The organism is Gemmatimonadota bacterium (genome assembly GCA_009838845.1).
Classification (GTDB): Bacteria; Latescibacterota; UBA2968; order UBA2968; family UBA2968; genus VXRD01.
In genome coordinates, this window is the sequence record VXRD01000124.1 from 83,053 (window position 1) to 98,429 (window position 15,377).

The following is a 15,377-nucleotide window of genomic DNA, read 5'->3' on the forward strand; positions in this document are numbered from 1 at the left end:
TTTTTTTTTGAAACTGTCTTCATTTTGAGGACAGGATGTGCTCTATTCCAGGAGGCGAAGCAGGTTTAAGGGATGCCAGACTTCGAGTTCGGTTCCTTCTGACAGGTGGATGGCGCACACGCTGCTTTCTGTTACGATGGCTTCTATACTGGCTTCGCGGAAGCCTTCGAAGAGAGGTTCTCCAACAGCCTGTGCGAGTTCGTAACCGAGTGGTCCGGCTTTCAGGCCAAATGTTCCCGCCATACCACAACAGGTGCCCGTTTCGATGAGGGCGACGTTTGCACCGCGCTGGCGCAAGAATGCCATTGCGTGTTCCCCTGCTCCTAGAGGACGCTGGTGGCAGGGGATGTGGAATCCAAATGCGCGTCCGCGTAGAGTATATTGCTCACTATCTTCAATATCGCTTTCGAGTAGAGAGAGGAACTCGAAAAACTCATACGTGTGTTCGGCGACAGAAACGGCATCGTCTGCTTTATCGAGCAATTTGGGGTATGAAATTTTCAGGCAATACGTTGCTGTGGGTTCTGTTGCAACGACCTCATAGCCCTGCTGTATATAGGGGAGGAGGAGATCCACGTTTTCGCGTGCAATTTTTTTCGCGTTTTTCAGGTCGCCGTAGCCGATGTAGGGGTATCCACTGCTTTTTTGCGGGGGGATGATGACTTCGCAACCGAGTGCTTCCAGGCGTTCAATTGCCGCCATTCCCAGGTCGGGGTCGTTGTAATTGGCAAACAGATCTGTAAAAAAGGCCACTTTGCGAACGGGGTTCGATACGGGAGAAGGCCCGCGTTTTGCGAAGCGTTTTACGAGTGTTTTTCGGCTGAATTTGGGTAGCTGGCGTCGCCGATCAATGCCCATCACTTTTTCCATTGCCCATCGCACCAGTCCAATGTCCATCATCCAATTGGATATGGGTGCTGTCAAGCTGCTCATTTTTGCGGCTTTTTCAGCAGCCATCAGCATTTTGTTGACGCGCGGATGCGGATTGGCTTCGCTGTCGCGGTCTTTTACTCCGGCTATCATCATTGGGATGTCGATTTCTGCGGGGCATATTTCTTTGCACAATCCACACGAGATACACAGTGGCGCGAAGTCGCCGGCTTTATCCACGCCGTGGACTTCAGCTGTCCAGGGTATGCCAATCGGTCCGGGGTATATGTATCCAAATGCATGGCCGCCGACTACGCCGTATGTCGGGCAGATATTCATGCAGGCACCGCAGCGGATGCAGTTGAGTGCGTCCGAGAATAGGGGATCTTCTTGCATCTTGGTGCGACCATTGTCCAGGATGATGATATGCGATTCTCGCGGTGCGCGTCCCTCGCCCTGCCCCAGAGGTGATCTGCCACTCATCCACGTTACATAGGTTGTCGTGTGTTGGCCGACAGCGCTGACCGGATGTGCCAGCATCATTTGCAGCGCATCTTCTACTGTTTCCACTACTTTTTCGCGGCCCATAATGCAGATGTGTACATCGGGTATGCTCGATACCAGACGGGCATTGCCTTCGTTGGTCTCGATCAGGATTGTGCCCGATTCGGCTACGCCTACATTTGCGCCTGTCATGCCGATGTCGGCGTTGAGAAAAATTGGTCGCAGGTATTTGCGCACGATTCTCATGATTGCATCCACATCGTTGGGGACGTCCTCACCTGTTTCTTTTTTAAATATTTCGGCTACTTCAACTGCGGTTTTATGGACAGCGGGAAATACCAGATGGAATGGTTTTTCGTGGACTTTTTGAATAATAAGCTCGCCAAGGTCGGTCTCAATTACTTCTAAGCCCGCGTCTTCCATCGGGTGATTGACTTCGATTTCTTCGCTTGTTAGCGATTTTGATTTTGCCACGGTCTCGGCGTTTTTCTCTGCTGATAGCTTTAAGATGTAGTCAATCGCAGCAGCACCGTCTTTTGCGAGGAAGACCTTTGCCCCGCGCGATTCGACTTTCGCGGCAAATTGATTTACCAGGTCGTCCAGCTTGTGCAGGCACCGCACTTTGATGTCGCGGACTTCTTTGCGAAATGCCTCTCCTTGTGGCAAGATATCAATTGCAGTGCGTCGGGCATCTCGCGCCCGTTTGACTGCGTTGTAGAGTTGTGTGCGTTTTGGTTTTTCTCGCAGTGCGGTTTCTATTTGTGCATACAGATTTTCGTATCTTTGGCTTGCCATGTAGAATCCTTAAAAGAAGGTGAGAGGGCTTTCACGTTTTACGTTTTTCGTCTTTCCAAACTTTGCCTTCGACCATGTCCCCTTGTCGATAAGAACCGAGGATTTTTACAAAGGTGGCGATTTCGCGCAGGTGTTCAATGGCGCGGGCACAGGGTTCTTGACGGATATGGCCCTCAAAGTCGAGTGAGAAGGCGTATTCCCAGGGTTTGCCCGCAAGGGGGCGAGATTCAATTTTGAGCAGATTGAGGTCGCGCAATGCAAATACGCTCAGACTTTTAAATAATGCGCCGGGCACATTTTTCATGGCGAATACGATCGATGTTTTTGCGGGCATTTGGATGTCTGGATTTTCAGGTGATAGCGCTTCGGATGTGACGACTAAAAATCGCGTGTAGTTTTGATGGTCGTCTTCAATGCCCGCCTGCAAAATTTCCAGATCGTAATCCCAGGCTGCCTGGGCACTCGCTATTGCAGCCGCATCGCGTGCGCCCGATGTTTTCAAAGCTTTTACGGCTCCTGCGGTATCGGAGGTCATAACTGTTTCGGCCTGCGATAAAGATGCAGTGAATTGTGTACACTGAGCCAGGGCAGGTGCTTGCGAATAGATATAGCGGATGTCTTTTAATTTTACGCCTGGATTTACAATCAAGTTGTGTACAATGCGCAATTTTAGTTCGCCGACGATCTGTAAATGATGGGCTGACAGGTGGTCGTAATTTTCGTGGATGCTGCCTATCAATGAGTTTTCAATGGGTACCATGCCATGCGTACATTCTTCGTGTTCGACTGCGGCAAACAGGGCTGAGAAATTGCGTTTCGGTACGACTTCGACATCTTTGCCAAAGTACGAGCGCGCGGCCATTTCACTAAATGCACCGGGTTCACCTTGAAATGCTACAATTTTTTTCGTATTACCCATTCATTAGTTCCTTTATATGAGATTCGACGCTGCGCGCGAGGCCGGCCAGATCATATCCACCTTCAAGGAGAGAGATTAGTCTTCCTGCTGCGTGATCTCGTGCGACAGTCATTACGCGCTTTGTCATTTCGGCAAAACCGGATTCCGTCACTTGAGTGGCCGATAAGGGATCGGACCGATGCGCGTCAAATCCAGCGGAGATAATGACAAATTGCGGTTTAAATGCGTGCATAGCGGGCAAGAATACGTCGTCGAATATGCGCAAGTACATTGCGTCATCGCTGCCTGCGGGCACGGGTGCATTTAGTGTGAATCCTTCTCCTGCGCCAATACCGGTTTCGTCAGCCCGTCCCGTGCCGGGATAATGGGGGTATTGGTGGATGCTAAAGAAGAATACCGAGGGATCGGTTTCCAATATGTGCTGTGTGCCATTGCCGTGATGCACGTCCCAATCTACAATTGCCACGCGTTCAAGGGAATATGTTTCTTGTATATATCGCGCGGCGATGACCGCGTTGCTAAATAGACAGAATCCCATTGCGTGATTGCGTTCGGCATGGTGTCCGGGGGGCCGCACGGCACAAAAAGCCGTGTGTACGCGCGCGGCGATGACCGCGTCAATGGCTTCAAATGTTGCGCCAACAGCGAGTCGGGCTATGTCAAAAGATAGTGGACAGATTCTGGTGTCAAAATCGTCCATGTACGTGATGCCTTGTGTACATCGAGATTTTACGTTTGCAATATGTTCGGGGGTGTGCGCTTTTTCCAACCAGGATGTATCGACATGTCGGGGTTCGAGTGTTATGAGGTCTTTTGTCAAGCCCGTTGCGTCCAGATGGGCATGTAGTGTTTGTAAGCGCTCGGGTCGCTCGGGATGCGCGCCTCCCGTGTCGTGTTTTTGAAAATCGGGATGCTGAACCAGTCCTACTTTGTTCATGAGTTGTTTCCCCTCAATGCGATGGCATTATAAGTTCGCGGATCGTTTCGCGCCAATTGTCATCAGCCAGTTCGCTACTTGGGTGTGTTTTCTGTCCACGGCTTGATCCAGAGGCGTTTCGCCAACGGGATTTTTGCGGTTGATATCCGGTTTTTTCTCCAGCAGCCATCTGGCGGTTTCGAGTTGCCCATTGCGGCAGGCCATTCCGAAGGCACTGTCGATACAATCTCGCGCAGATCGTGGTTCCGACCATCCGGGCAGGACGCCCGCCGTATCGGTTATATTGCCTTCCTTATCGAAAAATTTCTCAACGAGATCGAGTTGCCCCGCGCCAGCAGCGATCATCAGGTTGCAGGTTGCCCCGCGCTGGATTAGTTTTATCGCTGCGTTTTGCATGCCGAATATCACGGCTTCCCAGAGCGGTGTGCCGTTTGCAATATTCCCGCCATCGATGTCGATTTCTGCACCGCTGTCGAGAAGTATTTCAATCATTTCCGCATCGTCGCTGCTGGCTGCCCAATGCAGGGGTGTTTCGCCAGGGTCGGTTTTTCCCTCGAATTTTGCCCGCGCATTTACATTTGCGCCTGAACGTATCAAAATTTCTGCGGATTCGCGGCCTCTGGGTCTGTGCGCGGGATAGTCGCAGAGTGTGTGCAGAAGTGTGCGGGGATTGTCCGCTGTGGTTTTATTGACCAGTTGCGGATCTTCTGCTATCAGTCTTTTCAGGGTATGTACATCGCCGGATTCAACGGCAGCACGCGCCTGTTCAATGCTCATTGTGCTCTCCCGTTTCAGTGGTCAATTACCGCGCTGCCGAGACAGAGGTCGCCATCGTAAAATACAGCGAATTGTCCGGGTGCAATGCCGGAATCTTTTTCTGCTATGGTTACGGATAAGCGGTTGTCGTCTGTTGCTTCGATTTCGCAGTGGATCAGTTCTGGGCCATGACGCAGTTTCAATTGCAGGGCGGTTTTGTCAGGTGGTTCTGCTATCCAATTGGGTTTTGTGGCGACAAATTGGTTCCGCGATGTGTTCTTGTGCTTCGTGGCGTGGGATACATAGATGATGTTGCGCTCAATATCTTTTTGTACGACGTACCAGGGTCCTCCGCTCAATCCCAAGCCATACCGCTGTCCGATTGTGTAATAATAGTAGCCCCGATGGGGTCCCAGGATTTGTCCGGTTTCTCTGTCGATAATATCGCCTTTTTTTTCGCCCAGGTGAAATGCGATAAAATCGGGGTATCTGATTTTGCCCAGGAAACATATTCCCTGGCTGTCTTTTCGCGCTTGATTTGGCAGGTTAAAATCTCGCGCGAGTTGGCGCACTTCGCTTTTCATCATGTTTCCGATGGGAAATAATGCCCGCGCGACCTGCGATTGATACATGCCGGATAAGAAGTAGGTCTGATCTTTGATGGGGTCGGGTGCGCGTTTTAGATGATAAGTTCCGTTGCTCTGTGCGATTTGGGCGTAGTGTCCGGTTGCCACTTTTTCATAGCTGCTGTCTATGTGGTCAAAGAATGCGCCGAATTTGATCCGCTGGTTGCAAAATATATCTGGGCTGGGTGTGCGTCCAGCGCGCAATTCGTCGAGGGCATAAGATACGACGCGTTCGAGGTATTCCGATTGCAGGGAGATTACTTCAAGCGGAACATCGAGTTGATCGCATACGGCACGGACAAATTTCAGGTCGGCTTCCCAGGGACATTCCCCTAAGAAAGCGAGTTCGTCTTCGAGCCATACTTTTAAGTAAAATGCCGTCAGATCGTGGCCTTCATTTTTTAATATGTTCAAAGCCACCGAACTATCGACACCACCGGAGATGAGAGCGGCGATTTTCATGTTTTTGTCTTTTATAGTGGTTTTAGCTCATCACACCAATGCAGGTCCAGGGATACGATTCCATTCGAGCTCTTCACAATCGCCTTCGTAAATGGGCATTAGAGGCGCGATTTTGCGAATAGCTTTTTCAGACCAGTGATCTGGAATCGGGTGCCGGTTCGCCAGGCGGGCGCGCATGCCGTTGGGCAGTTCGTTGTATATCGGGTGGTACCACAGTGTGATGACTGTCCGCCGCTGATCCGTTTTATTGGCGTGTGCGCTGTGCAATAACCGCGAATCGCCGATGACCAGGTCGCCAGCACGCACGGGAACATCGCGCTCGTCGGGATACGACTGATAGGCCGGATGGTCCGGATCGGATACGCGCCGCAAATCTTCGGTGTGTGCTTCGGGAGTTATGTCGTGCAGGGGATGTCGGTTCAAATGCGAGCCTTCGATTAACCTTAAACACCCGTTTTCACGCGAGGTATTTACGAGATAGTACATCAAAAATACCTGCTGTGGCAGGGGCTCGTAGCTGATGGGATCATTCCATCCCCACCAATCTTGATGCCAGAATAGGGGTGGGCTGTGCGGGGGTTTGCTGATTATATAGCCTGATGAAAAGGTGGGGTGATCAAAGCCCATTTCTCTCAGAGCATTGAGTGCCTTGGTCCAGGTGACCAATTCGGCAAAAAAGTCATCATTGTAAATGCTGATCAGACTTCCCGTTGATTTCTGTGCTTCAAAATACTCGGCATCTTGCGCGTCTAACAGGCAATTGGACACCGCGTTTGTCCGCTCAACCATTTCAGGGGTGAGCACATTTTCAAATACACAGAATCCATCTTGAATTAACTGTTCGCGTTTGGAAGACATTGTATTCCTTAACGTTCGGTCAGGCTACGCGTTGTAGCATTTCGTTTACCTGGTAGCGCAGTCGGCTGTGTTCATGGTTTTGCATTGCTTTTAGCAATGGCATTACCTGTGCATCGTCAACGCGGTCCATGTGTTCCAGGGCTGTTAGTGCGTTGAAGCCGACAAAAGGCTCGGCGTCTTTTAGTGCTGTGAGCAAGTCATCGCGGGCGATTTCGGCAGCTTTGCTCCAGATGGTCAATGCGCGCGTGGCATTGTGGCGTACCCAGTCGTCGCGGTCTGAGAGTGCGCTGCGAATAGCGGGTAGCGCGTTGAGGGCCGGTAAGCCAATGTCGCCCAGGGTATCTGCAGCTGTTGCGCGCACCCAGTCGTCCGAGTGTGTCAATGCACGGACGACTGGATCTACCGCGTACCTACCTGTTGCTGATAGTGCTGCGGGTACTTGTTCTCGAAGTGCTTCATCTGGTCCCAGCAATACGTCCATCAATGTGGGCACTGCGCGGTTGCCCAATCGCCCCAGGGCGTATGTCGCATCTATCACGACACCTGGATCATCGCTGTTCAGGTTGTGCATCATGTCATCTACGGAGACAGGTGCGTCATCATCCCATTCAGGCAGGGGTTCACCGCGCATCCAGCGCCACATAAATTCCCATACGTGGGGATGACGCAGTAATACGTCGGATGGATGATCGGGTTCTATCCGATGTGCAAGGGTGTCGAAATCGGGATCAAAATCCGATGCGGCCTGCCAACTCGGCGCTGTTGGTTCTTCGGTGCGTTTGAACAAGAATTTCATCATGTACCGATCACGGTTGCTTGTGTTGCTGGATACGCGATGGAACAAATCAAAATGTACGAGCAATACATCGCCGGGATCGACAACCGCAAATGGGAATTCGTAATCGAACTCATTTTTGGGTTTCGCGCTGTAATACTGCGTTCCGGGAAGCACGCCAGTGGGTCCCATTTCAATCGGCGTCTGGTGCGGATAACAAATCGCCATTACGGTTCGCGGGCGATGGTGACGCCGCCACGGTCGACTCCAGCCGGCGAAGCGACGCGTTGAACCGTCCTGGTGAAAATTTCGGCCTTCTGTACCTGCGGTGTTGCGATGGCAATGTCTGTGGCAGTGCATCACATAAGAATCGCCGAGGAGGCTCGATAGCGCGCCGACCATTGCTTCGTCATCAAAAATTTCGCGCAATCCCGGTGCGGCGTGCAATATGTCATTGCCCGGGTTTCCCTCTGCCATGGCTTTTTTTGCATCTGTCAGTATTTGTGCGTGGATATGCGGCGCGACATTTGTTTTGACGACGCAATATCCCCGCGCTATGAAATGCAATATCGCCTCGTCGTTTAATAAATGTGATTGTTCAGCCACGGCTGCCTCCTGTTAAATTTTTTGTTAGAAATTAGCAGGTTTCCGTCCTATTTTCATATCTGCCCGTATTTTTTACAATACACCCCAGGAGCCGCAAATGAAAATTACCGATATTACCTGCGATATTCTCTCTACCGCTCGCCAGCAGGGTGCGACGCGATATGAAGATACCGCAGGATTAAAATTTCCGCAAGTCGCGCCCCAATCCACAGAGACCTTTCCCGGTAGAGCCGATACGCGACATCTCTGTGTCTATCCTTCGGGGCGTTCGACAGCGCTTATTCGCGTGCATACAGATAACGGTATTGAGGGCATTGGCGAAGCCCACGCTCCGGCTGCGCCCCGCGTTGTCAAAACGATTGTGGAAGATTTGTTGAGTCCTGTGCTCATGGGGGAGGATCCGCGCTCAATCGATGTCTTGTGGGAGCGCATGTTTTCGACGATGCGCCTGCGCTCTCATACGCAGGGGTTTACGCTGGAGGCGATTGCGGGGATCGATATCGCGCTTTGGGATATACGCGGTAAGTATTACAACGAACCCATCTGGCGGTTGCTCGGCGGTGCTTATCGCTTGCAAATTCCCGTGTATTCATCGGGGACGCCGGGTCAGACTATTGAATCTCGTTGCGAGGGGATTGAAAGGGTTCTGGATGAAGGCTTTTCTGTGGTGAAAACGTCCTGTGGACGAGGGACGATAGACGAACAAATGCACGTTGTCAGCGAGATGTCCCGCGCTGTGGGAGATCGCGGCAAGTTGCTTGTTGATGCGCACGGCGGATTCGATATTAAAGATGCTCTTCGCTTTGTCCGATTGCTCGAAGATCTCGGCAATGTAGAATGGTTTGAAGATGCTCTGTTGCCCGAAGATCATCAGGGGTATCGGCAGCTGACCCAATCGACTTCTGTTCGAATCGCTGTTGGGGAGACGGACTGCAACCGCTATGTTGTGCGAGACCGGTTGCTGAACGAGGAATGCGATCTCATTCTGCCGGATGTTTGTCGGGCCGGGGGTATTTCTGAGACGCTGCGTATTGCACAATTGGCCGATGTGTTTGGCGTCTCATGGGCGTCTCATGTGAGTACCAGTACTCCCGTTCATCTCATGGCGGGTCTGCATGTCGGCGCGGCGACACCCAATTGCTTTATTTCTGAATGTCCCAGTGGTTTTGCGCGCGGGCCTTTTGGCAACGGGCTTCTTACAGAACCTTTGTCGCTTGAAAATGGGCATATTACTTTGAGTGAAAAACCCGGTTTGGGTATTACGCTTAATGAAGATGCTGTTGCTCGGCTGATTTTATCATAAATAAAAACTGCCGCGCAATAAGCACGACAGTTTTATACATTACAAACCAGAAGAGTCTCTCAGAGCGAGATACTGACCGCCTTTGCTCCCGCTTTTGCCTTTTTGCGCGCTTCTTGCAGTGTTGCGCCTCTCGCGAGGACGACTCCCATTCGCCGTTCCCCCTGTACTTCGGGTTTGCCAAATAAGCGGATTTCTGTATCGGATTCGGCGAGTGCTGCGCTCAGGTTGCCGAATTGCACCTGTTGTGAATGTCCTTCTACCAGGATTACATGCGAAGCCGAGGGACCGTGGTGTTTGATGTTTGGCACTGGCAATCCCAGGATTGCCCGCGCATGCAGGGCAAATTCAGACAGGTCTTGCGAGATCATGGTTACCATGCCCGTGTCATGTGGGCGGGGTGATACTTCGCTGAAGTAGATGTCGTCGCCTTTTACAAATAATTCTACTCCAAATATGCCGCGGCCACCCAGTGCGTCGGTGATGGCCTTGCCCATCCGTTGTGATTCTGCAAGTGCGGCCTCGCTCATTGGTTGTGGTTGCCACGATTCGTGATAGTCGCCATCTACCTGCCGATGTCCTATTGGCGCGCAAAAACTCGTGCCTCCTTCATAGCGCAGGGTCAATAGCGTAATTTCATAATCAAAATCTACAAATCCTTCTACGATGACCGCATCTGCGCCTCCGCGCGCTCCTTCCTGTGCATAGGTCCACGATTTTTCGGCGGTGGCCATGTTTTTTACGGTGCTTTGTCCCTTGCCCGATGAACTCATGATTGGTTTTATGACACACGGTACGCCGATTTCCCGAACTGCTGCGCGGTATTCTTCTAAATTTGACGCAAACCGGTAAGGTGAGGTCTTTAGTCCCAGTTCTTCGGCGGCTAACCGACGGATGCCTTCGCGGTTCATTGTCAGGCGAGCCGCTCTGGCTGTTGGGATTACTGTGAATCCTTCGCTTTCCAATTCGATGAGTGTGTCTGTGGCGATTGCCTCAATTTCGGGCACGATTAAGTCGGGCTGTTCTTTTTTTATGACTTTGCGCAGGGCAGCTCCATCCAGCATGGTAATGACATGCGACCGATGCGCTACTTGCATCGCGGGCGCATTGGCGTAGCGATCTACGGCGATTACTTCAACGCCATAGCGCTGGAGTTCAATGACAACTTCTTTTCCCAATTCGCCAGAGCCACACATGAGTACTTTGGTTGCGGTGGGTGAAAGCGGTGTTCCAATGATTGGCATATATTCCTTTCATTCATTTAAAAGCTGCATATTGTAATGCCTCGTGTATGTCTTCTGCCTCTAAATAGGGATATGCCTTGAGTATGGTTTCTTCGGTTTCGTGAGATGCCAGAAGTCCCAAAAGACGCGACACGGGAAAGCGCATCCCTCGAATACAAGGCTTACCGCCAAATACGTTGGGATCAGTTGTAATACGTGTAAATTTCATGGCACCTCCGTTTTATCCCTGCTGTGCTCCTACTATTTAATTCATATTAATTCATACAACAGCTATCTCTATCCACTTAACACAACTATCTCGCGGTCACTGCCCGATAGGGGTAGATCAACATAGGCTGCGTTTTTGTTATGAGAAGCGTGGAAAGCGACAATGGCTTCGAGTGTATGAACGGCTTCTTCGGGGTTATAAGAAAAGGGGACGCGATCATCCAGATAGGCGACGATTTCCGATACGGCGCGGTCCATTCCCGAATCGCTATCCTTATGGGGCGGCCACTGTTCTGTTTCTCCAGTCCAGTATTCAAGTGTGATGCCTTTTGCCTCAATAATTGCTCGTCCCTTATGTCCGTTAATTTCCGTGCGCGGCGGTGCGGTGGAATAATCGGGTGCGCTCACTGTTACCATTAGTCCATCGTTCATACGCATGACGCCCCATCCTCCGGGATCGCGAAATTCATCGCCGCGACAATCTGGCTTTCCAGCCAGATCAAGCGTTGCAGAGACTGATTGGACGCGATGCCCGGTGAGCATCAAGAGGGCATCAATCGCATGGGTTCCCACATTGCCCAATCGTCCCGTCGGCCATTGGAGAGAAGCGGAAATAAGTGTGCCCAGTTTTCCTTCGGCAATTAGCGCGCTGAGCCGGCGATAATTGGGATCAAATCTTCGCTGATGGTTGAAGACCAATAATCCGTGTTTTTGTGCTTCGAGCATGTGTTGGGCATCTATTGCGGTCGTCGCCGCGGGTTTTTCGCAATAGATGACGGGAATTCCACGTTCGGCACAGGCTATGGCAATTTCCGCGTGGGTAGGGGTGTAGGTCGCTATGCTGACGATATCGAGTGTTTCGTTGGCGATCATTGTGCGCCAACTCTCATAAGTTACAGCACCCGTGCGCGCTTCATAGCGCTCGCGTCGCCCCTGGTCGCGGCTTGATCCGGCCACGAGATCGATGTGCGGATGGTTTTGATACGCAAAAGTATGCGTGCCGTCCATACTGTCCACGCGCTGACCCAATACATCTCCTGAGACTTGATCTGCTCCGCCGATCATTCCCAGGCCGATTACCGCGGCTCGGTATGTTTTAGAAGACATTATTACTCCTGTTTTGCAATCCAATTTATAACGGCCTGTATCATGGCGGGTGTTGCGTCATCGCTGAATACGTGATCTGCACCGGGTAGTACTACCAGTTCTTTTGGTTCGTTGGTGTGTTCAAAGATTATCTGGGAGTCTTCAATGGGTACCACGTCGTCCTCTGTGCCGTGTACGAGCAACCACGGGATCGAGATTTGAGACGCGCGATCTACGACGGTGTCAATCGCTGTCAGGTCGTCCATATATGCGCTGGATAGCGGGCAATCCGGGTCGTCCCACATGTTGCCTTCATCGGGGGTGACATCTCCAAATTCGCGCTGTGCAAATCCCTTTGTATCTACCATGCCCGCCAACGAGATGAGTTGTTGAATGCGCGTATCTGTGCTCGCCCGCAATACTCCGACTGCGCCTCCCATGCTGTGTCCGGCATAACAGATTGTATATCCGTCCAGAACGTCCAGCACGGAACCCAGATCATCTACTTCTTTTGTTATGGTCGAATCTTCAAATCGGCCTTCTGAATCCCCATTGCCGGCAAAAGAGAAGCGCAGGACGTTGAGCCCTTCGGTCTCCAATGCTTGTGATAGCGCGACCAAAAATGGCCTGTCTTTGTTGCCGGTTACGCCGTGGCCCAGGACTACGATGTGTTTGCTTTCGGGATTTCCACTGTGAAAAGCATAATCGAGTTTTTCGCCGTTTTTATTTCGGATTTCTCCAAACATGATTTTCTCCAGCTATCTTTATTCAGGTGCTTCGTCAAATTCGAGTTTTACTACTATTACGGTGTTGGTCAGTTCATTTACTGGCAGGTTTTGCAACCGCAAATAGGGTTTGTGTTCTATGTGATTGGTCGGTACCAGATCCACTGTGAAATCCACAGGTTTACCTGTGTTTAGTAATGCGGCACTTTTTGGTGCGACGGCAATGGGATCGAGTTTTACGCCGCTTGTTCGCGGGTCGTTTACCAAGTGTACGTAGATCACATTGTCCCGTCGCGTCAATAATATATCGCGATTGCGCGTCAGGTGCGACGCGGGTTCTACGTCTTTGACCGCTTCTTCCACGGCGCGATACCATTTTCCTATGCGTTTCAAGATGCGTTTAGATGTTTCTGGAATCGTTCCGTCGGGTTTGGGGCCTACGTTGAGTAAGTAGTTTGCGTCGCGCGCGAGATACCGATCAATGCTCCGTATCAAATGGCGATCTGTATAATAATCCTCATCTACCCGATAGCCCCAGCTTTCAATTCCCACGGACTGACACGCTTCGGTCAGTCGATCAAATGACTGCTGGGTATCTATGCCTTGCACATGATCGCGCTCGGGCGTTCCAAAATCACCGGGGTCAAATCCCCGATTGTTGATTACTGCCGCGGGTTGTAGCGACCGAATCATCGCGTTGATAGATGGATCGAAGTGTTCATCCACGTTCATATCCCACCAGAATGCGTGCAATTTTCCGTAATGGGTACACAATTCCCATACCTGCGCCTTCAGAAATTCGAGGTATTTCATCAAGTCGGGATCATCTCCAGGCTTGGGTTGGGGCAGTTCGTGATGTCGTCCCTGATTGGGGTAATTGGGGTGGTGCCAGTCGGCAATTGAATAATAAAAGCCCAGGGGGAAGTTGCGCTTGTGACACGCATCGGCGAGCATTGCCATCAGGTCTTTTCCGTACGGCGTATTCATTGTGTTGAATGCCGTGTGCGCTGTATCCCACAAGCAGAATCCATCGTGGTGTTTGGTTGTGACGATGATGTATTGCATCTCGGCTTCTTCTGCGAGATCTAACCACGCGTCGGGATTGAAGTTTGTGGGATTCCACTGCTCGGCTAATTTCACGTATTCATTTGCGGGCATGCGTCCGCGCCATTGATGCTGTTCTTGCCATCCGGGGATTGCGTAAATTCCCCAGTGGACGAACATACCAAATCGCTTTTCCAAAAACCAATCGCGTTCATCGCCAAATTGAGTTGCCATTCAATACCTCTAATTTCTTCTTCCTGGCCAGTCTCCGGTGACTTCTTCAAATGGCGCGACGGGTTCAAATGCCTCGTCGTAATCCCCACCGTTGTGGCTGGCTTCGCAGGAGCGGAGCCATTGGCGCAGGGTCTCGCGGGTTTGTCCCATCCGCTCGCGTTGCTCGTTCGCCAAATTGGTCGTTTCTGCGCGGTCTTCAATCATGTCAAAACACAGATCTTCACTGCCGTCGCTCGATAAATTGGTCAGGCATTTATAGCGATTGTCGATCATTGAGATGGTCGGCGCGTCAAACATTGAGTTTTTTCCGCTGTTGAATCGATATGGAATGGGAACGGGACGTTCTGTCATGTTTCCCTCAATCACGGGCAGGAGACTGATGCCGTCAATGGGGCGATTATCGGGCATTTCATATCCCATGACCTCGGCGATTGTGGGAAAGTAATCCAGTGTGCTGCACGGCATTTCCACTGTGCGCCCGGGTTCTGCATGACCCGGCCAGTGCAATAGCGCGGGTACGCCCACGCCGCCGTCAAACAAAGATCGTTTTCGCCCGCGCAATCCGCCTGTTGATCCCCGGCTGCGACCACTTTGACCCGTGCGGCCTTCTGGCCCGTTGTCCGAACAGAACCAGATCATGGTGTTGTCGGCTACGCCCCATGCTTCCAATGCGTGATATAACCGCCCCACCTGATCGTCTATGGCGGTAATACAGCCGTAATAGTGCTGTTCATCTTCGCTGTATTCGGAATACATTGCGCGATATTCCGGTCCGGCAACGACGGGGCTGTGGGGTGCGTGAAACCAGATTGTCGTAAGGAATTGCTCACCATTTTCAACAGCTTGTTCGATAAATGGTATTGCGCGATCCATCAATACCCGGGAGTCGCATCCTTCCAGATTTTCCGTTGCCAGTTTTCCATTTTCGTAGTACGGAGAGGCCCAGGGACGGTCCAAACGCTTTCCGGATCTCTGGTTAATATCTACTGCTGGATCCCAGGTGGGAACCGCGTATTCCGTGGCAAAAGACGCATCGTAATCCCGCTCCCAGGGTGGGGCGTAATTGCGCGCTGGATTGCGATTGGGTTTGCCCGAATAATTCGGGTCCAGGGTTCCCAGATGCCATTTGCCAAAGTGTCCGGTCGCATAGCCGAAGGATTTTAACATTCGCGCCAGTGTTATTTCCTGTGTGGGCAAGTGTCCGCGATTGGCATGTGTTACGCCATATCGAAAATAATGCCGCCCGGTTAAACACGTGCCCCGCGTTGGGGAACACACTGGTCCTCCCGCATAAAATCGCGTGAACCGAATCCCATTGCTCGCCAGGCGGTCTAAATTTGGCGTTTTGATCACGTCGTTCCCGTTAAATCCCACATCGCCATATCCCAGGTCGTCGCACATCATTAAAATTATGTTGGGGGTGCTCATT

The 15,377-nt window shown here is 51.4% G+C and carries 14 protein-coding genes; 1 reads left to right on the forward strand and 13 read right to left on the reverse strand.

The window, feature by feature from the left end:
- Positions 1-42 precede the first annotated feature (42 nt).
- From F4Y39_17055 to F4Y39_17085, 7 genes are read right to left on the reverse strand one after another with little or no spacing between them, the layout of a single operon-like run.
- Positions 43-2,169 carry a hypothetical protein gene (locus tag F4Y39_17055; GenBank protein ID MYC15432.1) on the reverse strand — a complete coding sequence of 709 codons (2,127 nt, stop codon included), beginning with the start codon at positions 2,167-2,169 and terminating at the stop codon, positions 43-45.
- Positions 2,170-2,200: 31 nt separating this feature from the next.
- Complete coding sequence (gene pheA, locus F4Y39_17060) at positions 2,201-3,088, reverse strand: prephenate dehydratase (GenBank protein ID MYC15433.1); 888 nt, start codon at positions 3,086-3,088, stop codon at positions 2,201-2,203.
- Positions 3,081-4,025, reverse strand: coding sequence for a histone deacetylase (locus F4Y39_17065; protein ID MYC15434.1), 945 nt, complete (start codon positions 4,023-4,025; stop codon positions 3,081-3,083). Before F4Y39_17065 ends, pheA begins: the two co-directional genes overlap by 8 nt.
- Positions 4,026-4,052: 27 nt before the next feature.
- Positions 4,053-4,802 (reverse strand): ankyrin repeat domain-containing protein, encoded by a 750-nt coding sequence (locus F4Y39_17070; GenBank protein MYC15435.1) that lies wholly within the window; start codon positions 4,800-4,802, stop codon positions 4,053-4,055.
- 14 nt (positions 4,803-4,816) lie between these two features.
- A complete protein-coding gene (gene mnmA / locus F4Y39_17075) occupies positions 4,817-5,869 on the reverse strand; it encodes a tRNA 2-thiouridine(34) synthase MnmA (GenBank protein MYC15436.1) in 1,053 nt (350 codons plus the stop codon).
- Between the two features lie 30 nt (positions 5,870-5,899).
- Positions 5,900-6,727, reverse strand: a complete 828-nt coding sequence (locus tag F4Y39_17080) for a phytanoyl-CoA dioxygenase family protein (GenBank protein ID MYC15437.1) — start codon at positions 6,725-6,727, stop codon at positions 5,900-5,902.
- Positions 6,728-6,746: 19 nt separating this feature from the next.
- On the reverse strand, positions 6,747-8,108 hold the full coding sequence (locus tag F4Y39_17085) for a hypothetical protein (GenBank protein MYC15438.1): 1,362 nt from the start codon (positions 8,106-8,108) through the stop codon (positions 6,747-6,749).
- Between the two features lie 97 nt (positions 8,109-8,205).
- Here F4Y39_17085 and F4Y39_17090 point away from each other — a divergent pair, with 97 nt between their 5' ends.
- A complete protein-coding gene (locus F4Y39_17090; GenBank protein MYC15439.1) occupies positions 8,206-9,411 on the forward strand; it encodes a mandelate racemase/muconate lactonizing enzyme family protein in 1,206 nt (401 codons plus the stop codon).
- A 59-nt stretch (positions 9,412-9,470) separates the two neighbouring features.
- On the opposite strand, the gene purT is transcribed toward F4Y39_17090, so the two are convergent.
- The 6 genes from purT to F4Y39_17120 form a co-directional block, all read right to left on the reverse strand.
- A complete protein-coding gene (gene purT, locus F4Y39_17095; protein MYC15440.1) occupies positions 9,471-10,652 on the reverse strand; it encodes a formate-dependent phosphoribosylglycinamide formyltransferase in 1,182 nt (393 codons plus the stop codon).
- Positions 10,653-10,665: 13 nt separating this feature from the next.
- Positions 10,666-10,860, reverse strand: a complete 195-nt coding sequence (locus F4Y39_17100; GenBank protein MYC15441.1) for a DUF433 domain-containing protein — start codon at positions 10,858-10,860, stop codon at positions 10,666-10,668.
- A 68-nt stretch (positions 10,861-10,928) separates the two neighbouring features.
- Positions 10,929-11,966: a Gfo/Idh/MocA family oxidoreductase gene (locus F4Y39_17105; protein MYC15442.1), complete on the reverse strand. Its 1,038-nt coding sequence runs from the start codon at positions 11,964-11,966 to the stop codon at positions 10,929-10,931.
- Positions 11,967-11,968: 2 nt separating this feature from the next.
- Positions 11,969-12,691 carry a lysophospholipase gene (locus tag F4Y39_17110; protein MYC15443.1) on the reverse strand — a complete coding sequence of 241 codons (723 nt, stop codon included), beginning with the start codon at positions 12,689-12,691 and terminating at the stop codon, positions 11,969-11,971.
- A gap of 18 nt (positions 12,692-12,709) precedes the next feature.
- Positions 12,710-13,948, reverse strand: coding sequence for a glycoside hydrolase (locus F4Y39_17115; GenBank protein ID MYC15444.1), 1,239 nt, complete (start codon positions 13,946-13,948; stop codon positions 12,710-12,712).
- Positions 13,949-13,957: 9 nt separating this feature from the next.
- Positions 13,958-15,376 (reverse strand): sulfatase-like hydrolase/transferase, encoded by a 1,419-nt coding sequence (locus F4Y39_17120; protein MYC15445.1) that lies wholly within the window; start codon positions 15,374-15,376, stop codon positions 13,958-13,960.
- Position 15,377 lies beyond the last annotated feature (1 nt).